The sequence below is a fragment of the Micromonospora avicenniae genome, from assembly GCF_900156065.1.
In the GTDB taxonomy this organism is placed as follows: Bacteria; Actinomycetota; Actinomycetes; order Mycobacteriales; family Micromonosporaceae; genus Micromonospora; species Micromonospora avicenniae.
This window is the reverse complement of record NZ_FTNF01000004.1, coordinates 392,589-412,657: the sequence shown is the minus strand read 5'-3', so window position 1 is coordinate 412,657 and position 20,069 is coordinate 392,589. Positions and strand designations below refer to the sequence as shown.

Sequence of the window (20,069 nt, the reverse complement as noted above, 5' to 3'; positions counted from 1 at the left end):
CGGCCGGGCATCCTGTCCTTTCGGAGTAGCCGTAGCACAAGCGGCCGCGGCTAGTTTCTGTGCATGTCGATCCCATTTGACCTGTGGGGACAGCGCGGCTGGGCCAGCGTCGAGGTGGCTGGCGAGTCCCACTACGCCACCCACATACGAGAATTGTTCGGGAAAGACCTCAAACCGTCCGGCAGTGAGATTGTCGTAACGGCTCAGCTGGTGCCGGATCCGCAGAACCGGCACGACCGCAACGCCGTCGGCGTCTGGGTGGGAAATAAGCAGCTTGGTCATCTTCCACGGGATGAGGCGGCCCGTTACGTCCCGGTGCTGGCCAGCCTCACTGCCCAGGGGTGGCTGCCTCAGGTATCAGCGCGGGTGTGGGGCACGGAGTGGTCCGACTACGAAGAACGACGCGCCAGTTTCCGCGGCTCGGTCAGGTTGGACCTGGCGGAGCCGCACATGCTCGTACCCGTGAATCTGCCGCCGAGCGGGCAGCATCGGTTGCTCCCGACGGGTGCGGCCATTCAGGTGACGGGTGAGGAGAAGCACCTTGACGCACTCGCGCCGCTGCTTCGTCCCGAAGGGGAGTGCTGGGCGTATGTCAGCCTCCACGAGATGGTCGAACAGACCGCACGAACCTCACGAACTGTGGTGGAGGTCCGGGTAGACGGCAGCCGGGTCGGCCAACTCACGCCGAAGATGAGCGGCGAGTTGCTACCCGCGATCCGGCACCTCGCGCAGGGCGATGTGACAACCACGGCCCGGGCCATCATCAAGGGAAACCGCATCAAGAGCGAAGTCGTCCTCTACGTCGCCAGGGCGCACGAGCTTCCCGACACCTGGCTCGGCCCCGCCGCGCCCGCAGCGCCCGCACAGATGCAAGCGCACGCTCCGGACTTTGTACCGCAGGTATCCCCAACGTCAGCAGTGCGGCCGCACGGCCCCATCCCACCCGCGCCGTCAGGCATCAGGTTCGTCGTGCCGGCGAACTGGCCGCAACCACCGGCCGGCTGGGCTCCGCCCCCCGGCTGGCGACCGGACCCGAGCTGGCCGGCCGCGCCGGAAGGCTGGCAATGGTGGATTCCCGTGTGGGAATGAGGTCACATATCGCTGAGCCGTCGAGGCAACAGGTTCAGGCCCCGGTCGCCTTCTCGGCGCGCCTGGCCTCGAGGAAGAGTTCGAGGGCTTCCACGACCAGGCGGTGGTCGTCGAGTTGCGGTAGGCCGGAGACGGTGACGGTGCCGACCGGGCCGGTGCCCCGCAGGATGATCGGGAAACAGCCGCCGTGCGCGGCGTAACGGGCCGGCTCGAGGTGGGCCTGCTCCTCGAAGGTGGTGCCACGGTCACGGTAGCTCTGGCCCACGAGGTATGAGCTGTGGCCGAACCGGCGCACCACGCGGATCTTGCGCTCGATCCAGTCGTCGTTGTCGGCGGAGGTGCCGGGCAGCGCGTAGTGGAAGAGCTGGTGGTCGCCGAGGCGGATGTCGACCGTGACGCCGTGGCCCCGCTCCCTGGCCATCTCGACCAGGCGCGTCCCCAGGGCCCACGCGTCGTCGTGGTCGAAACGGTCGAACTGGAGGCGTTCCTCCTGCTCCTGAAGCTCTGGCGTCACGGTGTACGGCTCCCTTCCTCGTTCGTCACAGCGATCTAAACAGAGCGGGAACCGGCCAGGTGCCACGGTGTGGCTACGGCAACAATCCTGCCGCCGGATTCAGCCCGTCGACCTCCCGCCGCACAGCAGCCGGTGACGCGGCCGCGGCCAAGCCCGGCGGGTGCCAGGCGCCCTCCGGTCTGGCCGTGGGCAGGGACGGCCCGCACCAGGCGCCCCTGCGCGATCGTGTCCAGGCAGGTCGGCAGGTCAGGCCCGGCGGGACGGTCCGAACAGGTAGCGCACCTCGTCCAGCATGACGACCAACGCGGCGGCGACCAGGGCTGTGGCGACGGCCAGTACCGCGCCGCCGGGATGTACCGCTCCCGCCGGGGCGAGAGCGCCGGCGAGCGCGCAACCGATGAGGAAGGCGTTGCGCCACACATGATGCCGGCCCAGCGGGGCCGCGGTACGCCCGAAGCAGCGGCAGATTCCGCCGCCTCGCCGCAGATTCCTCACGATGGCGACGGTGAAGGCGAGCAGCAGCGCGACCGACCCGAGGAGACCGGCCAGGGGAAGCAGCGCCAACAGGACGACCACGGTGAACTCGGCGGTCACCACGGCGACGGCGACCGGGCCGGCCGGACGGAGACCCAGGTCGCGCACCGACCGCGTGAACTCGCGGTACGCGGCTCGGCCGGAGACCTTGCCGACCGCCGCGGACAGCAGGACCACGCCGAGCAGCACCCGGCACCCGATCTCGACGTACATCTGTCATCTTCTCCCTCTGGACACGCCGAGGATCGCCTCGTGGGGCACCGCACCGAAGTGCCGCGAGTCCTGGCTGTGAACGTTGTCCCCACGTACCCTCACGGCGCCGTCGGGTTCGGTCCGCTCCACGCGTTTCACCATCCACGTCACGTCCGTGTTCGGCACGAGGTCGCGGGCGCGGAAGACGACGAGGTCGCCGGCGGCCGGCACCCGCCCGACGCGGACGATGATCCGGTCGCCGTCGTGCAGCGTCGGCACCATGCTGTGCCCGCGTACGACCACCAGGCGCCAGCGGCGGCGGAGCCAGCCGATCATGAGGCCGCCAGCTGGTAGCCGCCGGCCTGGAGGCGGAACAGACGCGCGTACTCGCCGTCGGCCGCCATCAGCTCGTCATGCGTGCCCGATTCGATGACGCGTCCGGCGTCCAGCACGACGATGCGTTGCGCGCCGCGCAGGGTGCTGAGCCGGTGGGAGATCAGCAGTCCGGCACGGCCGTTGCGGATCCGGGCCAGCGACGCGTGCACCCTGGTTTCGGCGTCGGCGTCGAGCCCGGAGCTGGGCTCGTCGAGGATGAGCAGGTCGGCGTCGACGCGCATCAGGGACCGGGCGAGCGCGACCCGCTGCCACTGCCCGCCGGAGAGCGTCACCCCGACCTCGCCGTCCTGGTCGGCGAAGGTACGGCTGAGCAACGTGGTGTACCCGTGGGGGAGAGCACGGAGGCGGTCGTGGATCTCGGCGCGGACGGCGGCGTCCTCGACCTGCTCCGGTGTGTGTGGCAGCCGGCCGACGCCGATGTTCTCCGCCGCGGTGAGGTCGTAGCACATGAAGTCCTGGAACACCGCGCCCATGCGCTGGCGTAACGACTCCACCCGTAGCTCGCGCAGGTCCACCCCGTCCCAGGTGATCCGGCCCCGGACGGGGTCGTAGAAGCGGCAGAGCAGCTTGACGAGGGTGCTCTTGCCGGCGCCGTTGAGGCCGACGAGCCCGACGGCCTCGCCGGCGGCGATGGTGAGATCGACGCCCCGCAGGATCCAGGGCCCGTCCTCGTCGTGGCGGAACCACACGTTCTCGAACCTGATCGCGGTGCGCAGCGGCGGCGCCGGCCGCGACCCGTCGGCCAGGTCGACGGGACTGTCGAGAACGGCCACGTAGTGCCGGAACAGCCGGATGGCCGCACCGACCTCGCCGAGCTGACCGGCGATGCCCGCCAGGCCGCTCTGCGCCGCGGCGAACGCGGCCAGCAGGAGGGTGAGGTCGCCGATGGTGAACCGACCACGGACCGTGGCGTTCACCGCGATCACCGTGGCCGTGAGTGTCACGCCGGCACCGACCAGTGCCCAGCCGGCCTGAACCGTTGTGACGTGCCGCGCGGCGGCCAGTTCGAGCCGGTTGGCTGCCCGCAGGGCGCCGGTGAGCCGGTCGTGGAAGAACCGGCCGAGGTGGTACAGGCGCACCTCGCGGGCGGCACGCAGGTCCGTCAGCACGGTCTGGAACAGCAAGCGCGCCCGGAACAGGCCGGCGCTGTCCTCCACGGCGCGGGCCGTGCGCCGGGACAGCCGCAGCTGGATGAGGAACTCGGGCACCGCCACGGCGAGAAGGAGCAGGCCGGCCGGGGGCCAGAGGGACGCGAGAATCAGGGCGAAGCCGCCGATGGTGAGCACGTTCTGAGCCACGTTGACCGTGAACATGACGACCGCGTACGGCGCTTGGTCGGCGGCCTGCTGGGCCAGTGCCAGCCGGTCGCGTAGTGCGGGCTGCTCGAAGGGGCCCAGGCCGAGAAACCCGTTCAGTTTCCGGTACAGCCGCACGTCGGCGGCGATCGTGATGGCGTGCTGCAGCGCGGTGGTGAAGTAGCCGGACAGGCGGTTGGCGATCGCCGCCAGGGCCACCAGGGCGGCGATGGCCACCGCATACCACGTGGCCGTCGACGCGCTGGCCGAGCGGCCCTCGCTGACCTCGTCGAACAACAGCTTGGTGAACCAGGCGATGCCGATCGGCGGTGCCGCGCCGACGAGGACGAGGACGACCATGGCGGTGAGCGCCTTCGGGTTGGCGCAGCCCAGGCGGAATGCGGCTCGCAGCGTGGCCACGTCAGGCCAGGACCGGCAGCTGGTGGCTGGCGTCGACGACGACACCGTCGACGATCAACAGCACGGCGGGGAATCCCTTGACCCGCAACTCCTTCTCGGCGAGTTGTTCGGCGAGCGTCATGGTGTCGAAGCCGGTCAGCCGCGGGAGCATCGGGGCCGTCTCCTGGGGCGTGCCGATCATGACGACGAGGGCGTCGTGGCGGTAGCGCTCGGCGTCGGCGGTGAGGGCATCCAGGAGGGTCTGGCACGGTGGGCAGGTCGGCGTCAGCATGACCACCGTGCGCCGGCCGGCGGCCAGGTCGGCGTACGGAAAACCGCTGACGTCCAGGCCCGGGGCGGGCAGCACCTCGGGAACAGGCTCTCCGTCGTGGGAGTGGCCGGTGCGCATCTCGCGCAGCCGACGCGCGAGGGCCAGGGTCAGGACGAGGTTGAGCACGGCCACCGCGCCGACGACAGCGAGGGCGACGTAGGCGAAACCCGGCATGGGAACTCCTCGGCGAGTCAGGGGATTGGGAGGCCGCGCCGGTCGGCGCGGCCCCCGACGGGACGCATGATCAGCAGACGCCGGCCTTCCGGACGTAGCACACCGGCCGCGACGTCGTGGTCACGCACGAGCCGTAGCAGTTGTAGTAGCCCTGCCGGTAGTAGCGGAAGTAGACGCCGCCCGAGCAGTAGCCGTTGGATGCGACGCACGAACAGGCCTGGCCGTTCTCCGGCACGCAGGCGCCGGCCTCCTCACGGCCGAGCACCCTGCCGAGTACGGCGTCGCCGACGCGGCTGATGATCCTGGTCATGGGCAAACCTCCTTTGTGGGTGGTTGCCCATCACTGTGCTGGTCGCCGCTGCGCTCGCCCTGCGCTTCTACTGCGCGTGCGCTGCGCTGCGCCAGCGCGCCAGTTGCTCGCGCAGGTCCTCGGCGTACGCGGCGTCGAAGTGCTCGAAGATCCGCAGCGCTTCCTCGCCGGCGGCGACGGCCCGGTCGTGCCTTTCCAGAGCGGACTGGGCCCGTGCCAGCAGGCTCAGCGAGTTCGCCAGCGGGAACGGCTGTCCGATCTCGCGCAGCATCGCTGCCGAGCCCTCCAACTCGACCACGGCCCGACCCGCGTCGCCCTCCTCGAGGTACGCCTTGCCGAGCAGCCGGCGGGAGATCGCCTCGCCCCATTCGTAGCGCATCTCGCGGAACGCCGACGCCGTGCGGGTCAGCATCCGGCGCGCCGGGTCGATGTCCCCGGCGGCGAGGTGAGTGGCGGCCAGCGCCTGCTCGCCGGTGGTCACGCTCAGCCGGTCACCGAGCCGCCGAGCGGCGGTCACCGCCTGCTCCAGATGGTCCAGGGCCTGCGGCCACTGCTCGGCGTGCCGATGCAACAGCCCGAGGCCCTCCTGCGCGAGCGCGCTGCCCCACAGGTCGCCGCCATCCTGGAAGAACTGTAGAGCCGCGGTGAAAGCGGCACGGGCAAACGGAGACGTGAGTTGGTACTGCCCGTGTTGCTCCCCGAGAGTCAGTAGCACATGTCCGCCCACCGGTCCGACCGGCCAGTGCGCGGCGCACAACTGAACCATCAGCAGCAGCGCGGCGTCCGCCTCGCGTAACCGGCCGAGCGTACGGCAGCACAGTGAATAGCCGTGCAGCGCGACGAGTCGGTGCGCCACCATCGGCACGGGGCTGTCCTTGTGGGCCGCGCGCAGCACCGGCACGGCCTCGGCGTGCCGGTTCAACATGCGATAGGCCGTGCCCAGGCAAAGCCGCAGGGAGATTCGCGTCGGCAGGGTCAGGTCGGGTTCCCGGTCGAACACGACCCGCAGGCAGTCGCTGAACTCGGGCAGGTGTTGGCTGCGCATGATTGCGAAGTTGCCCATGGTGCAGGCCAACCGCCCGGCCAAGTCGACCGCGTCCAACCCCAGCAGGTCATGCACCGCCGCGACGAGATTCTCCCGCTCGGCCTCGAACCAGCCGACGGCGTCCCACGGATCGAGCGCGGACGCCACGTCCGCGACCGGCAACACCTTGCAGGGCAGTGACGCGGCGGCGCGCTCGGCGTACGCGTGCAGCCGCGTGTACCAGTCGATCATCTGGTCGGTCGTGGCGTCGGTGCGCTCCCGGGTGTGCAGCCGGATCAGGTCGTGCATGTGGACCCTGCCGCCGGCGTCGGCGGTCAGCAGGTGTGTCCGGCAGAGCTGTTCGAGCAGTGGCTCGGTGGTTTCGTCCCACATGCCGAAGCTGCGCATCGACGTACGGCTCAGCACCGCGAGCAGCCGCACGGCCGGCGACGCCAACCGCTCGAACCCGACGGTGAAGCTGCTGCGCACGTCGAGCTCGCCGAGCGACAGCTCATCGAGGCGGCGCCGCTCGTCGCGCAGCCGATCGCGCAGCCGCGCGACAGTCATCGCCTCCCGTTCGGCAAGCCGCACGCCGGCGATGCGCAACGCCAGCGGCAGGCGACCGCAGAGCTCGACGACCTCGGCCGCAGCCGCAGCCTCCCGGTTGACCCGCTCGGCGCCGGCGAGCCCGGCCAGCAGGTCCAGAGCGTCCTCGACCGGCAGCACGTCGAGCGGTACGACAACGGTGCCGGGTAGTTCGGGCAGCGCCGTCGTGCTGGTGATGAGAGTGCTGCTACCACCGGGCGGCAGCAGGGGACGCACCTGCGCCGCATCCGCGGCACTGTCCAACATCACCAACATGGGTTGGTCGCTGAGCACGGATCGGTAGAGTGCCGCGCGTTCCTCGGCCGCGGCCGGGATGGCCTCACCGGCCACGCCGAGGGCGCGCAGGAAGGCGCCGAGTACCGTACCGGGCTGGACCGGGTCGGCGCTGTTGCCACGCAGGTCCGCGTACAGGCACCCGGCGGGGAAGCGGTGGCGGCTCTCGTGCCCCGCGTGCAGCGCCAGCGTGGTCTTGCCCGTACCCGCGAGGCCGGTCACGACCACGACCCGAGCGGCTCCGGCGGCCGGTGGGGTGCGTCCCAGCAGCGACAGCAGCAGACCGAGTTCCTTGTCCCGCCCGACGAAGTCACCGGTGACGCCGGGAAGCTGATTGGGCCGCACCCACGCTCGCGGCGCCACCTCCTCCTCGCTGACCAGGATCTCCCGATGCAGCCGCCGCAGCTGCGGTCCCGGGTCGAGGCCGTGTTCCTCCGCGAGGATCCGGGCCCCGTCCCGGTAGACCGCGAGCGCCTCTGCCTGCCGGCCGCTGCGGTGCAGCGCCGTCATGAGCTGGCCGCGCAGCCGCTCTCGTAGGGGCCGGTCGCGCACCAGCGTGGTCAGCTCCGGTACGAGATCCTGGTGCAGACCGAGCGAGAGCAGTGCCTCGACGCGAAGTTCGGTCGCGTGTTCGCGAAGCTCGTGCAGCCGGTCGCGATCGACGTCGACCAGCTTCGCCTCGACATCGACGTACGCGTCGTCGCGCCAGCGGGCCAGCGCCCGGTCGAGCAGCTCCACGGTGAGCCGGGCGTCGGTGGCGGTCGTGGCGGCCTGGACGTCGGCGGCGAACTCTGCGGCGTCCAGGACCACGGCGGCGTTCAACTGGTAGCCGGGGGGCCGGGTGAGGATGAGCTCCGGTGTCGCGTTACGCCGGACCGCAGCGACGACCGCCTGCACCCGGTTGCGCGCTCCCGCCGGTGGGTGATCCGACCAGAGGCCACCGTCGATCAGCCGGTCGACGGAGACGATGCGTCCATGGTGGGCCGCCAGGCTCGCGACGAGAGCCCGCTCCAGCGGGGTGAGCGCCACGTCCGTCCCGTCGATGCTCAGCTCGATCCGCCCGAGGACGCCGATCCGATAGCCACGCACCGCGCAAAGCTAGCGCGCGTCCAGGTGCGAGCGCGCCCTCGGCCGGCTCGGCCATGTCCTGCTCTGTCCGGGCGGCGTGATCGCCGACGAGTGGGGCGTGGGCCGGTGCTCTCCCCAGGGCCGGCGACCGCCGGGGCGACCGGCGGCCACGGACGGCATGACCGACGCCCGACCGGATACGCGACGACTATGCGCGTCACCAAGCACCTGCACTCGTGCTTGCTCGTCGACACCGGCGCCGCCCGGCTGCTCATCGATCCCGGCCGGTTCACCTTCGTCGAAGGCCGGGTCACCCCCGAGGATTTCGGCGAGCTCGACGCGATCGCCGTGACCCATCACCATCCGGACCACGCCGACCCGGACGCACTGACCGCGATCACCCGTCGCACCGGTGGCCGGTCGACCGGCCGGGATCGGCGGCGGCCCGAGCCCGGGGCGGCCGCGTGTCGCTGCCGCCCCGGGCCGGGTCGTGGTTCAGGCGATCCGGTAGGCCCGCTGGATTGTTTGGGTCACCGTGTTGCCGGCGGTGTCGGTGGCCGTCAGGCGCAGCGACACGAAGCCGGGCCGCCGCGGGTGGATGATGTGGGCGACGTCCCGGACGACCGGCAACGGGACCCACGTCTTGCCGTCGTCGAACGATGCGGAGACGTTGAGCGACCGGTTGGGCGCGGCGGCCGAGCCGGTCTGCCGGTCGAACGCCACGGGAATGGTCATCGCCCTGCCCGCCCGTGCCGAGTTGGTGTCGTCGAGCTTGGGCGTCGGCCGTGCCGTCGTCAGGGGCAGTCGCTCGGGCTTCGACGTGTGGGCCGAGGTGAAGGTCCACGCCACCGAGACCGACGTCGACAGCGTGTCCGGTGCGCCGCGGGTGGCGGTGGCCTCCAGCCGGTAGGTCGCCTTCTCGGCGGGTACCGCGAAGTCCGCCCACGAACCCTCGGCGGTGGCGATCTCCTTACCGTTGCGCAGCAACCGCAGGTGGACCGGCAGATCGTCGCGGCTGGCCGGACGAGAGTCCGCGTCGCCGAACAGCGGCGGCGCCGCCACCGAGATGGTGTCGCCGTCGCGGCCCGCGTACCCCAGTGGTGACCAGGTCGGGGCGCCGGCCATCGTGGGGCCGAAGGGTGCCGCGTTCCAGGTCTGGGTGTACGTCCTGCCGGCCTGGAAGGTGGACTCCTGCGTGGTGAGGTTGTCGCCCTCGGCGAAGGTCGACGTCCAGACGATCCCACCGTCGGTGTTGTAGTACTCGGTGCCGTGGAAGGGCAGGTCGATCGACGTGCTCGACCCGATCGGGCCGGGGCCGCCGGGGGCTGCCGCGCGGTGCTGGCGGACGGCCGTGGCGGTGGTGGACTGGCTGCGGTAGGTCGCCTTGACGGTGGCGAGGTTCTTCGGCGACAGCTTGCGCGTCAGCCCGGTGAACATGTCGCCTTGGAGCACGTAGGCCAGGTCGTACGTGTAGGGGCTGTTGCGGAAGCTGCCGTCCTTGCCGGGCCGGGCGAGCCCGACGCCCAACGTCACGGCGAACTCGGGAGCCGCGGCGGCCGGTCCGATCCGGCCGAAGAACACGTTCGCGAACGAGTCCCCGTCGAGCTGGACGCCCGGGTAGCGCAGGCCGTCGTTCCAGTTGGCGCTCACGTGGACGCCCAGCGGTGCGGCGTCGCGCTGGGGCACGGTGAGCGACACCGGCCGGGCCGTGCGGGCGTCGATCGCCTCGGTGATCGGGCCACGTACGTCCAGGACCGGCAGCACGAGCAGGGTCGACACGTCCCCCTCGTGGATGGTGCTGTAGAGCGCGTAGCGGCCCTTGGGCAGCCGCATGGTGCCTCCGCCCGGTGGCCCGTCGAGGGTGGTGAACTCGCCGGTCGTCAGGCTCGCCGCCACGGTCCGGTACTCGGTGGCCGGTCGGCCGTCCCGGCCGGTGTGGTCGAGCCGCACGTCGTAGCTCTCGACCTCCCGGTTCAGCGCGAAGGGAGTGCGTACCCGCAGGTCCCCGGCGCCGGTCGCGGTCAGCGCACCCTGGTAGACGCCGTCCGCGGCCTCCACCCGGGTGTCCACGGTGATCGTCGCCTCGGCCCGGCCGCCGGCCGGCACCACGAGGGTGGTCGGGCTGACCGTGACCATGCCGGTCGGCGTCCCGTCGACGGCCAGCGACAGGGTGATCGGCGCGGTGCTCGTGTTGCGGTAGCCGACGACCTGGGTGATCGGCGTATCGTCGGCGTGCGGCCAGCGCTGGACCGGGAAGTCGATCGCGCCGAGGTCGGCGGCGACCGGCTGGGCGACGGCGCGGCCGATGTCCACCCGGCCCGCGCCCTGTTCGTAGAGGCTGTTCTCACCGGCCGGCTTGGCCGAGTCCATCAGGGCGGCCTTCAGCTGCTGCCCGGACCAGTCCGGGTGCTGCCCGGCGAGGATCGCGGCCGCGCCCGCCACGTGCGGGGTGGCCATCGAGGTACCCGACATCGGGACGTAGCCGCCGCCGGGAGCCGCCGCCACGATGTCGACACCCGGTGCGCTGATCTCCGGCTTGATGTGGTTGTCGCCGACGCGGGGGCCCTTGGACGAGAAGTACGCCCGCTGGTCCTCCGCGTCGACCGCGGCGACGGCGAGGGCGTCATCGGCGGAGGCCGGCGTGGAGACCGACTTGGGCTTGCCCTCGTTGCCGGCGGCGACCACGAAGAGCGTGCCGTAGCGGTGGCTCAGCTCCTGGACCGCGGTCTCGAGTGGGTCGAGCGCCGGGGTGTCGGTGTCGCCGAGGCTCAGGCTGACCACCCGGGCCTGCGACGCGGCCCACTGCATGCCGGCGATGACGTCCGAGTCCTGGCACTCGTTGGTGGCACAGACCTTGCCGACGAGCAGCTTCGCGCCCGGCGCCACACCGCGGTACCGGCCGTCGGAGGCGGCGCCGCTGCCGACGATGGTCGACGCCACGTGGGTGCCGTGGCCGACCGCGTCCGCGGGGTCGTTGCCGCCGGTGAAGTCGCGGACGGCGGCGAGGCGCCCGGCGAAGTCGGGGTGGTCGGCGTCGATCCCGGTGTCCAGCACACCGACGGTGACGCCGGTGCCGTCGAAGCCGGCCTGCCAGGCCGCCGGGGCGCCGATCTGCGGCACGCTGCGGTCCAGCGAGACCTTGCGCTTGCCGTCGAGCCAGACATGACTGACCCCGGCGGCGAGCGTACGTGCGGACTGCGTGCCGCGGGTGAGTGACGACCAGAGCTCCACCCGGTCATCCAGGCCTGCCCGCACGGCCAGCGCCCGGGCGGCGGGCAGGTCGGCCCGCACCCGCGCCGAACCCCCGACGGCCGCGGACCGCGCCCGCGCGGCCATGTTCTCCGGGTACGCGACCAGCAACGGCAGTTCGGGCGTGCGGTCGTCGTAGCCGAACTGCCCGAGCACGGTGAGGTCGAACAGCCGCGGGTCGAGCCGCCCGTCGTGCAGCAGAGGTACCGCGTCGACCGGGATGACGTACTGGTGGCCCCCCTCCCGGCTGCTCACGAACCGCATTCCGGTCCGCCCCGGTCCACGCTGGATCTCCGGGTGGCCGTCCGCGTCCAGCGACACGCGGTCCCCGGTGATCAACGTGAAGGTGCCGCCTGGCCCGGAGACCGGCGTCGCCGGCTCCTCCTGCGCGCTCGCTGGGGAAGCCGACAGGCCGGCCGTGGCCAGCGCGGTCGCGAGCACTGCGGCTGTCAGGGCGCGTCGTTGCCGTCGTCGCACATCGTCCTCTCCGCCACGGGCCTCTCCCGGGGTCGGCACGATGACGTCTGACCGGCCCGCCGGGTTGATCATGCGGGCTGTGACGGACGCCACAATATTGGACCGCGCCAGTGGGACCGGTTGTTCCTCCCGGGTTGCATGCGGCGGTGACCAGCGGACGAGGCTTCGAGGGGGCAACGGTCGGATGCGCGACGCCGAGGAGTTCGACGCCCTCTACGCGGCCTGTGCGGGTCGGATCGTGGGCCACGTCTACCTGCTGACCGGCAACCTCAGCGAGGCGGAGGACGCCGCCGCCGAGGCCTTCATGCGGGCCTGGCAGCGCTGGCAGACGGTGCGCGAGGCGGACAGCCCGGAGGCGTGGGTGCGCCGGGTCGCCTCCCGAATCGCGGTGAGCAGCTGGCGCAAGGCGCTCAACCGGATGCGCGCACACCACCGGGCCGTCGTCGAACAGAGCGTCCCCGGCCTCAGCGAGGATCACGTCGCCCTGCTCCAGGCACTGCGGCGGCTGAGCGCCGACGAACGCCGAGCCGTCGTGCTGTACCACCTGAACGATCTCAGTGTCGCCGAGGTGGCGGCCGAGATGCAGCGGCCCACCGGGACCGTCAAGTCGTACCTTGCTCGCGGCCGGAGAGCGATGGCCGGGATGCTGACCGAGGAGCACCAGGAGGGGGCGTCCCATGGCTGACCCGCGCGACGACCTCACGGCCATCGCCGACGGGATCCGTCGGGTCGCCACGCTGCCCCCGGCGCAGGCCGTGCGCCGCCGCAGTGACCAGCGCCGCCGTCGTCGGACGGCCGTCACCGGCGTCGGCCTCGCCGCGCTGGCCCTGCTCGCCGGCGCAACCGGGCTGCAGGCGCGGGATCACCTCGGGATGCCGGACCGTGGTGTCGTGGCCCCGGCAGGCGAGGTCCCACCGTCGGTCGTCCCGTCCGTGACCGCGCCGGCGGGACCGCAGGAGATCCTCGCCGGCCGCCGCCAGGTCGCGATCGTGGTCCCCGGCATGAACCGGGCGGTGTTGGCGGTGGACCGGGACGGCGACCAGGTGCGCGCCACCGCTGAGCACGGTATCGACGACCGGGCCCTGTGGGTGCTGCGGCCCGAGGGCGACCGGTTCCGGATCGTGCTGGCCGGTCCGGGTGGCACCGGCCAGGTCTGCATGACCGTCGTGCACGACGCCGCACCGGGCAGTGTCCGAGACCGGGTCTGCGATCCGAGCGCCCAAACCCAGCTGTTCAAAATCGAACAGTTGGCCGACGGCAGCTACTCGATCTTCCAAGGCCGCCGGTACGTCCAGGTGGTCGACGGCACCAACGCTCTGGTGCCCGACCTGCCGGAGGCGCTCACCACCACGTACGAGTTCGAGGACCGCGGTCCCGCCGTCGACGAGCGGTCAGGTGGGGGCGGGACGCCAGATTGACCTGAAGTACCAGCTGTGCCATCGGCAGCACCCGCACAGTGCCCTTCTATGCGCCGGGCGCAAGGTCGAACAGCCGCGGTGCCTCAAGGCCGGACCCACGCCTCCGGTGACCTGGAGGTCATTGGCCGGGCCCGGCCATCGGCAGCGCTGGACGTTCAGTTGAAGCCCGCCACCGGGCGTGGCCGGTAGGGGGCTTCGAGTGCCTTGATCTCTTCATCGGTCAGCTCGATGTCGAGTGCCGCGACGGCGTCGTCGAGGTGGTGCGGCTTGGTCGCGCCGACGATCGGCGCGGTGACGTTACCGGCCACCCAGGCCAGCGCGATCTGAGCCCGGGACACACCCCGGTTCGTGGCGATCGCCGCGACCGTCTCCACGATCGCCCGGTCGGCGTCCTCGTAGCCGCTGTACAACGTGCGGCCGAACTCGTCCGACTCGGTGCGGGCGGTGGTCGCATCCCAGTCGCGGGTCAGTTTGCCGCGAGCGAGGGGACTCCACGGGATCGTCGCGATCCCCTGGTCGGCACAGAGTGGCAGCATCTCCTGCTCTTCCTCGCGGTAGAGCAGGTTGTAGTGGTTCTGCATCGAGACGAACCTCGTCCAGCCGTTCAGATCAGCCAGGTACAGGGCCTTGGCGAACTGCCACGCGTGCATCGAGGACGCGCCGATGTACCGCACCTTGCCCGCCTTGACCAGATCGTGCAAGGCCTCGAGCGTCTCCTCGAGCGGCGTCGTGTAGTCGAAGCGGTGGATCTGGTAGAGGTCGACATAGTCGGTGCCCAGCCGCCGCAGGCTGTTGTCGATCTCGGTGTTGATCGCCTTGCGGGACAGGCCGGCGCCGTTCGGGCCAGGACGCATCCGACCGTGCACCTTGGTGGCGATGACGACATCCTCGCGGCGGGCGAAGTCCTTCAGCGCACGGCCGAGGATCTCCTCGCTGCTGCCGTCCGAGTACACGTTCGCGGTGTCGAAGAAGTTGATGCCGGCATCGAGGGCTTGCCGGATGAACGGACGGGACTGATCCTCGGGCAGCGACCACGCGTGGTTGCCGCGTTCCGGGTCGCCGTAGCTCATCGCTCCCAGGCAGATCCTCGAGATCTCCAGGCCGGTCGAACCTAGCCTCACGTACTGCACGGTCGTACACCTCCAGCGGGCGGCCGGGGCTTGTTGCCCAACCGTCGACACGGTACTCCGCGCGCGGCGGCCATCAGCGTCCGCGCTGCGCCGCACAGGTTCAGGATCGAAAGCCGTTGCGGCCGGCCACCAGCCCGGTCGAAGGGGCGGCGTTCCTCAGCCGCGGGTGAGGACCTCGCGCAGCCGCTTCGCGAACTCCTCGGGCTTGCCCGCGTAGCCGAACTCACCGCCGAGGAAGCCGCCGTGATGGCTCGGGAAGACCGTGGCCTCCTGGCCGAGCAGGGCTGCGGTGCCGAAGGCCGTACGCGCCGTGTACGTCTGCGCCGACTCCTCGCCGACAGCGATCACGATTCGCGTCGACGCCGCGGTGAGCAGGCCCGGGTCGGGGCGGTAGTCCGAGATGGCCCAGGAGTTCTTCGACAACAACGGGTTGTCGCGAGTGCCGTCGTCGTCGGCCGGCATGCCGAGCATCGCCGGATCGGGCGCGGGCTGGGCGAAGTAGGCGTCGGTGAACTCGCCCTGCCAGGAGGTCATCGCCATGAACGCGGCCATGCCGGCGCCGAAGCCCCTGGACTGGTACGCCTCGTGGAAGGCGGCGCGGGCTCGCTCGGCGTTGGCGGCGTCGGGAAGCACGGCGTTGATCGGCGGCTCGTGCGCGACAAGCGTGACGACGTCGCCGGGATGGGTCGCGACCAGTTCGAGCGCGGTCACGGCGCCGCCGCTGCTCGCGAACAGGTCGACCGGACCGGCGCCGAGCGCCTCGATCAGCAGGTGCAGGTCGGCCGCCTGTTGTTGCGGGGTGTGGTCGGACCGGCCGTCCGTGCGTCTGCTGCGGCCCAGGCCACGCGGGTCGTAGGTGACGACGGTGCGGTCCGGGAAGTTCGCGGCGAGCGCGTCGAAGCCCTCCGCCGTCATCGGCTGGCCGATCATGAGCAACGCCGGTTGGCCACCGGCCGGCGGGAGCGGCCCGCGCACGTCGTAGACCAGATCGACACCGGGCGCGGCGAGCGTGTGGGTCTGCTTCGTAGTCATGAAGGTGAGATTAGGGCCGGGGTCGGACGGAATCCCGCCTGCGACATGCGCGGGAGTGTCGGCCAGGTCGCCGAGCGTGGTCGCGCCGGGTTCGCGGAGATGGTCGCTGGCATCCGTAGCCGGGTCGCCGAGGGCACGGTGACCGTGCTCGACGAGCTGTACGACGGCTCGAACTACGCCGAGCGGCATCGCTACCGAATGACGTTGACCGACGGAACGGTCGTCCACCGGGAGATCTACTACTTCGCGACACTGGCCGAGGACGGTCGTTTCCAGCAGGTCCACGAGACCGGGTTCGACGTTGACTGAACGGGAACCCGAGCCGCCCCTGCCCGGACCCGGCCCGACAGACAACGTGCTCAGGCGTGCGGACGCGCTGCGTAACCACGAGCGGGTCGTCGCGGCGGCCCGCGAACTGTTCGCCGCGCGCGGCCTGGACGTCACGGTGCCCGAGGTGGCAGCGCGGGCCGGAGTCGGACGGGCCACGGTCTACCGCAGCTACCCGAGCAAGGAAGAGCTGGTACTGGCAGTCGCGCGGGACGGTTTCCGCTCACTGCAGGCGCGTACGCTGGCGGCCCTCGCCGCCGACGACGCCTACCGCGCGTTGTCCGACTAAGTGCCGGACCTGCTCGACCAGCTCGCCCGCGATCGCGGCCTCGCGGCGGCGTTCTTCGAAGGCCGGCTGCTGCCCGCCGCGAAACTCGTCGAGATGATCGGCCAGCTGGTCGAGGCGGCGAAGACATCGGGTCCGGTCCGCGCGGACGCCGGCGTCCTCGACGTTCGTGTCGTGCTGTGTGGCGTGGTCCGCCAACTCATCGTGCTGGACGAACGCGATCCGGCCGTCTGGCACCGCTACGCGGGAATCATCCTCGCCGCTCTCCGCCCCTGACTCGACTGACGAGCGCCGAGCGGCCCCCCGGTTCGTACTTCGGCTGACCGGGTGGAACGAGGTCGCCGGCCTCGGCATCCGGACTGATGCCGAGGCCGGAGCATCAATCAGCTCAGGCGTACTGACAGGCGACGGCGGTAGGCGTCCAGAACCACGGCGACGATGATGACCGCGCCGGTGACCATGGTCCGCTGGAAGTCGGAGACGCCCATCAGGTTCAGCCCGTTGGACAGCACCCCCAGCAGACAGGCGCCGAGCAGCGTGCCGACAACGGAGCCCCGGCCACCGGCGAGGCTCGCGCCGCCGATGACCACCGCGGCGATCGCGTTGAGTTCGTAGCCCTGCCCGAGGATCGGGCTGGCCACTCCCAACCGCGCCATGTAGATGATCGCGGCGACGCCGACGCAGGCCCCGCCGATCACGAAACAGGCCACCTTGATCAGGGAGGTGCGGTGGCCGGACAGCCGCACCGCCTCCTCGTTGTTGCCGGTGGCATAGATCAGGCGGCCGAAGACCGTGCGGCTCAGTACGAACCAGGCCACCGCCACCAGCAGCATGGCGACCACGAACACGGCGGGCAGGCCGGCGAAGGTGGCGGTGCCGAAGCGGGTCAGGCCCGGCGGCAGGTCGTAGATGGTGGCGGCCCCGGTGTACTGCTGAGCAGCGCCGCGGGCGACGTACAACATGCCGAGCGTGACGATGAAGGAGGGCACCACCCAGCGTTCGGTGACGAAGCCGTTGACGAAACCGGTGACCGCGCCGATCACGACGCTGACCAGGATCGCGAACGGCACCGCGAGGGCCGTCGGCAGGCCGGAGTCCGTCATGGCGGTGCCGGCGACGACCGCGCACAGTGCGATCACCGAGCCGACGGACAGGTCGATGCCGCCGACCAGGATCACGAACGTCATGCCGACCGCGAGGATCGTGTTGATCGTGATCTGGGTCATGATGTCGCGCACGTTCTGCGAGGTGCCGAAGTACGGTGCGAAGGCGAGGAAGAACGCCACGAGCGCGACGAGGGCCACCCCGATTCCGGCCTCGCCGAGCACCTGGCTGGCCCACCGACCGCCGACCGCCCGCGGCGCGGTTACCGCCGTCATACCGCAACTCCTTTCAGGTAACCCGAGTAGGCGAGATTGAGCACCCGCTCCGCGTCGAACTCGGCCCGCGGTACCTCCCCCGCAATCGCGCCTCGGGAGAAGACGATGATCCGGTCACAGATGCCGAGCAGTTCCGGCAGGTCGGAGGAGACCACCAGCAGCCCCTTGCCGGCGTCGGCGAGGTCCAGCAGCAGCTGGTGGATCTCGTACCTGGCGCCGACGTCGATGCCGCGGGTCGGCTCGTCGACGATGAGCAGGTCGGTGTCCGCGGCGAGCCAGCGACCCAGCACGACCTTCTGCTGGTTGCCGCCGGACAGGGCGCGGACGTGTTGACGTACGCCCCGGGACGCGACGCGCAGCTTCTCCGCCAGGGCGGAGGCCGACGCGGCCTCGGCGGCCCGGTTCAGCAGGCCGAACCGGCTGACGGCCGGCAGGTTGGCGAGGCTCATGTTCGCCGCGATGGACAGGTCGAGCACCAGCCCCTGGGCCTTGCGGTCCTCGGTGAGGAAGCTCATCCCGGCCCGCACGGCGGTGCGTGGGTGCCGTAACCGGGCGGGACGCCCGCGCACCTCGACGCGACCGGATGCGGAGCGGTCCGCGCCGAAGATGGCCCGCATCGCCTCGGTACGCCCGGAGTTGACCAACCCGGCGACGCCGACGACCTCACCGGCGCGAACGGCCAGCGACAGCGACGGTGCGGCGGGAGTGATCTTGAGGTCGGTGACCCGCAGCAGTTCCGCCCCGAGTTCGCGCGGGCGCACCGGGGGATACTCGTGGGCGAGGTCCCGGCCGACCATGAAGCGGACGAGTTCAGCCGTGGTGAGACCGGCCACCTCCTGGGTCGTCACGTGCTTTCCGTTGCGGAGCACGGTGACCCTGTCGCCGATCTCGAAGATCTCCTCCAGGTGATGCGAGATGTAGATGACGGCGACGCCGGTCGCAGTCAGCCGGCGCAGGATCTCGAACAGCCGCCCGGTCTCCTTCGGCGTGAGCGTCGCGGTGGGCTCGTCCATGATGAGCAGTCGACACTGCCCACTGAGTGCCTTCGCGATCTCGACAAGTTGCATCTGGGCGATCCCCAGTCGCTCCACCGGAGTCCTGGGGGACAGGTCGAGGCCCACCTCGGTCAACAGGTCCCGCGCCATACGGTTCAGCGCCGAGCGGTCGACCACCCCTGCCCGGTGCGGTAGGTGGTGCAGGAACAGGTTCTCAGCGACGGACAGGTTGGGCAGCAGCGCCAGTTCCTGGTGCACGACGCGCACGCCGGCCTGCAACGCGTCGGCGGCGCTGTCCGGCTGGTACCGCTCGCCGTACAGCGTCATGCCACCGGCATCGGGGCGCTCAATTCCGGACAGGCACCGCACCATCGTGGATTTGCCGGCACCGTTCTCACCGATCAGGACGTGGACCTCGCCGGGCCGCACATCGAGGTCGACAGCGTCGAGCGCCGTCACGCCCGGGTACCGCTTGGTGAGGCCGGAGACCTCCAGCACAGCCATGGCCACTACTCCTTCAGCGGTTGCGGTGGGACCGGGATGGCCGATCCCACCGCGACCCGCGTCACGACCCGACGTTGTCCTTGGTGATCAGCTTGATCTCGGTCTTCTGCCAGCCCGTCACCTGCTCGCCGCCGATCATCTTCATCGCGAAGTCGATGCCGTCAGCGGCCTGCTTCGAGCCGTACTGGTCGAGGGTCGAGACCATCACCCCGCTCTGCAGGTGCTCCTTGACGGCGGGGATGTTGTCGAACGACGCCACCTTGACGTTCGCCTTGCGCTCCTGAATGACCTTGATGGCGCCGAGGGCCATCGAGTCGTTGGAGGCCAGCACGCCCTGGATGTCCGGGTGGGCGGTGAGCATGCTGGCGAAGACCTGGTTCGCCTCGTCCGTCTCCCAGTGCGCGGTCTTCGAGTCGAGCAGCGTCAGCCCGCCCTCCGACACCGCGTCGTTGAACCCGTTCTTGCGCTGGGTGGCGTTGTCGGCACCCGGATTGCCCTCGAGGATGACCACCTTGCCTCCCTTGCCGAGAAGATCAGCGAGCACCTTCCCGGACTGCCGAGCACCGTCCCGGTTGTCGGGTCCGACGAAGGGCACCTCGACCCCAGCCTGTTGCAACGCGCCATCGTCGAGCTTGACGTCGATGTTGACCACCTTGATATCGGCCTTCACCGCCTTGGCGACCACCTGCACCAGCGCCTTCGAGTCCGCCGGAGCGATCACGATCGCCCTGGCTCGCTTGGTGATGCAGCTCTCCACGAGAGCGACCTGTCCGTCCACGTCGGTCTCGTTCTGGGTGCCGCTTGAGTCGAGGGTGAGGTCGTTGCGTTCCTTGACGTGCGTGACCGCGCCGGTCTGCATCTGCTGGAAGTACTCGTTGGCGAGGGACTTCATCACCAAGCAGACGGTCGGCTTGCCGCCGGCCTGGCCGGGCGCCGGGTCATCGGTGCTCTCCTGGCCGCAGCCGGCCAGTGCCAATGCCGTGGTGACGGTGACGACCGCGGTGAGGGCGGTTCTGCGTCGCACGGGTGACTCCTCTCGGTGGGTGGTGGATGTGACTGGGCCTGCT

General features: G+C 70.8%; 19 protein-coding genes and 1 pseudogene. 7 read left to right on the top strand and 13 right to left on the bottom strand.

What is annotated here, in order from left to right; genetic code table 11:
• The first annotated feature begins 63 nt into the window (after positions 1-63).
• Positions 64-1,089 (top strand): HIRAN domain-containing protein, encoded by a 1,026-nt coding sequence (locus tag BXA10_RS09540; protein WP_076469852.1) that lies wholly within the window; start codon positions 64-66, stop codon positions 1,087-1,089.
• Positions 1,090-1,123: 34 nt separating this feature from the next.
• Here BXA10_RS09540 and BXA10_RS09535 read toward each other — a convergent pair whose 3' ends face one another.
• From BXA10_RS09535 to BXA10_RS09505, 7 genes are all read right to left on the bottom strand, one after another.
• The gene (locus BXA10_RS09535; protein WP_076469850.1) at positions 1,124-1,603 is read right to left on the bottom strand and encodes a heme-degrading domain-containing protein; all 480 of its coding nucleotides are present in this window, start codon (positions 1,601-1,603) and stop codon (positions 1,124-1,126) included.
• 246 nt (positions 1,604-1,849) lie between these two features.
• Positions 1,850-2,350, bottom strand: coding sequence for a MauE/DoxX family redox-associated membrane protein (locus BXA10_RS09530; protein WP_076469848.1), 501 nt, complete (start codon positions 2,348-2,350; stop codon positions 1,850-1,852).
• Between the two features lie 3 nt (positions 2,351-2,353).
• A complete protein-coding gene (locus BXA10_RS09525; RefSeq protein WP_076469846.1) occupies positions 2,354-2,665 on the bottom strand; it encodes a S24/S26 family peptidase in 312 nt (103 codons plus the stop codon).
• Positions 2,662-4,440: an ABC transporter ATP-binding protein gene (locus BXA10_RS09520; protein ID WP_076469844.1), complete on the bottom strand. Its 1,779-nt coding sequence runs from the start codon at positions 4,438-4,440 to the stop codon at positions 2,662-2,664. Before BXA10_RS09520 ends, BXA10_RS09525 begins: the two co-directional genes overlap by 4 nt.
• 1 nt (position 4,441) lies before the next feature.
• The gene (locus BXA10_RS09515; RefSeq protein WP_076469842.1) at positions 4,442-4,924 is read right to left on the bottom strand and encodes a TlpA family protein disulfide reductase; all 483 of its coding nucleotides are present in this window, start codon (positions 4,922-4,924) and stop codon (positions 4,442-4,444) included.
• Between the two features lie 70 nt (positions 4,925-4,994).
• On the bottom strand, positions 4,995-5,234 hold the full coding sequence (locus BXA10_RS09510) for a hypothetical protein (RefSeq protein ID WP_076469841.1): 240 nt from the start codon (positions 5,232-5,234) through the stop codon (positions 4,995-4,997).
• A gap of 67 nt (positions 5,235-5,301) precedes the next feature.
• Positions 5,302-8,226 (bottom strand): AfsR/SARP family transcriptional regulator, encoded by a 2,925-nt coding sequence (locus BXA10_RS09505; RefSeq protein WP_076469838.1) that lies wholly within the window; start codon positions 8,224-8,226, stop codon positions 5,302-5,304.
• On the opposite strand from BXA10_RS09505, the pseudogene BXA10_RS32695 reads away from it, so the two are divergent.
• Positions 8,113-8,595 (top strand): annotated as a pseudogene (locus BXA10_RS32695) (MBL fold metallo-hydrolase); the annotation flags it as partial. The gene BXA10_RS09505 and the pseudogene BXA10_RS32695 overlap by 114 nt on opposite strands.
• A 105-nt stretch (positions 8,596-8,700) precedes the next feature.
• Here the strand turns inward: BXA10_RS32695 and BXA10_RS31850 are convergent.
• Positions 8,701-11,931: a S8 family peptidase gene (locus BXA10_RS31850; RefSeq protein WP_139337938.1), complete on the bottom strand. Its 3,231-nt coding sequence runs from the start codon at positions 11,929-11,931 to the stop codon at positions 8,701-8,703.
• A gap of 184 nt (positions 11,932-12,115) precedes the next feature.
• Here BXA10_RS31850 and BXA10_RS09490 point away from each other — a divergent pair, with 184 nt between their 5' ends.
• Together BXA10_RS09490 and BXA10_RS09485 are read left to right on the top strand one after the other, a co-directional pair.
• On the top strand, positions 12,116-12,616 hold the full coding sequence (locus tag BXA10_RS09490) for a sigma-70 family RNA polymerase sigma factor (RefSeq protein ID WP_076469834.1): 501 nt from the start codon (positions 12,116-12,118) through the stop codon (positions 12,614-12,616).
• Positions 12,609-13,349 carry a hypothetical protein gene (locus tag BXA10_RS09485; RefSeq protein WP_076469832.1) on the top strand — a complete coding sequence of 247 codons (741 nt, stop codon included), beginning with the start codon at positions 12,609-12,611 and terminating at the stop codon, positions 13,347-13,349. The genes BXA10_RS09490 and BXA10_RS09485 overlap by 8 nt, the downstream gene beginning before the upstream one ends.
• Before the next feature lie 155 nt (positions 13,350-13,504).
• On the opposite strand, the gene BXA10_RS09480 is transcribed toward BXA10_RS09485, so the two are convergent.
• Positions 13,505-14,479 carry an aldo/keto reductase gene (locus BXA10_RS09480; protein WP_076469830.1) on the bottom strand — a complete coding sequence of 325 codons (975 nt, stop codon included), beginning with the start codon at positions 14,477-14,479 and terminating at the stop codon, positions 13,505-13,507.
• Between the two features lie 156 nt (positions 14,480-14,635).
• Positions 14,636-15,511 (bottom strand): alpha/beta fold hydrolase, encoded by an 876-nt coding sequence (locus tag BXA10_RS09475; protein WP_076469971.1) that lies wholly within the window; start codon positions 15,509-15,511, stop codon positions 14,636-14,638.
• Between the two features lie 45 nt (positions 15,512-15,556).
• On the opposite strand from BXA10_RS09475, the gene BXA10_RS09470 reads away from it, so the two are divergent.
• From BXA10_RS09470 to BXA10_RS31400, 3 genes are read left to right on the top strand one after another with little or no spacing between them, the layout of a single operon-like run.
• Positions 15,557-15,820 (top strand): hypothetical protein, encoded by a 264-nt coding sequence (locus tag BXA10_RS09470; protein ID WP_084752471.1) that lies wholly within the window; start codon positions 15,557-15,559, stop codon positions 15,818-15,820.
• Positions 15,813-16,127 carry a helix-turn-helix domain-containing protein gene (locus tag BXA10_RS31405; protein ID WP_245828188.1) on the top strand — a complete coding sequence of 105 codons (315 nt, stop codon included), beginning with the start codon at positions 15,813-15,815 and terminating at the stop codon, positions 16,125-16,127. Before BXA10_RS09470 ends, BXA10_RS31405 begins: the two co-directional genes overlap by 8 nt.
• Positions 16,128-16,400: an SbtR family transcriptional regulator gene (locus BXA10_RS31400; protein WP_175649150.1), complete on the top strand. Its 273-nt coding sequence runs from the start codon at positions 16,128-16,130 to the stop codon at positions 16,398-16,400.
• A gap of 107 nt (positions 16,401-16,507) precedes the next feature.
• Here the strand turns inward: BXA10_RS31400 and BXA10_RS09460 are convergent, their stop codons facing one another.
• The 3 genes from BXA10_RS09460 to BXA10_RS09450 form a co-directional block, all read right to left on the bottom strand.
• Positions 16,508-17,503 (bottom strand): ABC transporter permease, encoded by a 996-nt coding sequence (locus BXA10_RS09460; protein WP_076469828.1) that lies wholly within the window; start codon positions 17,501-17,503, stop codon positions 16,508-16,510.
• Positions 17,500-19,002 (bottom strand): sugar ABC transporter ATP-binding protein, encoded by a 1,503-nt coding sequence (locus BXA10_RS09455; RefSeq protein ID WP_076469826.1) that lies wholly within the window; start codon positions 19,000-19,002, stop codon positions 17,500-17,502. Before BXA10_RS09455 ends, BXA10_RS09460 begins: the two co-directional genes overlap by 4 nt.
• Positions 19,003-19,063: 61 nt before the next feature.
• A complete protein-coding gene (locus BXA10_RS09450) occupies positions 19,064-20,026 on the bottom strand; it encodes a sugar ABC transporter substrate-binding protein (RefSeq protein ID WP_076469824.1) in 963 nt (320 codons plus the stop codon).
• Between the last annotated feature and the right edge of the window lie 43 nt (positions 20,027-20,069).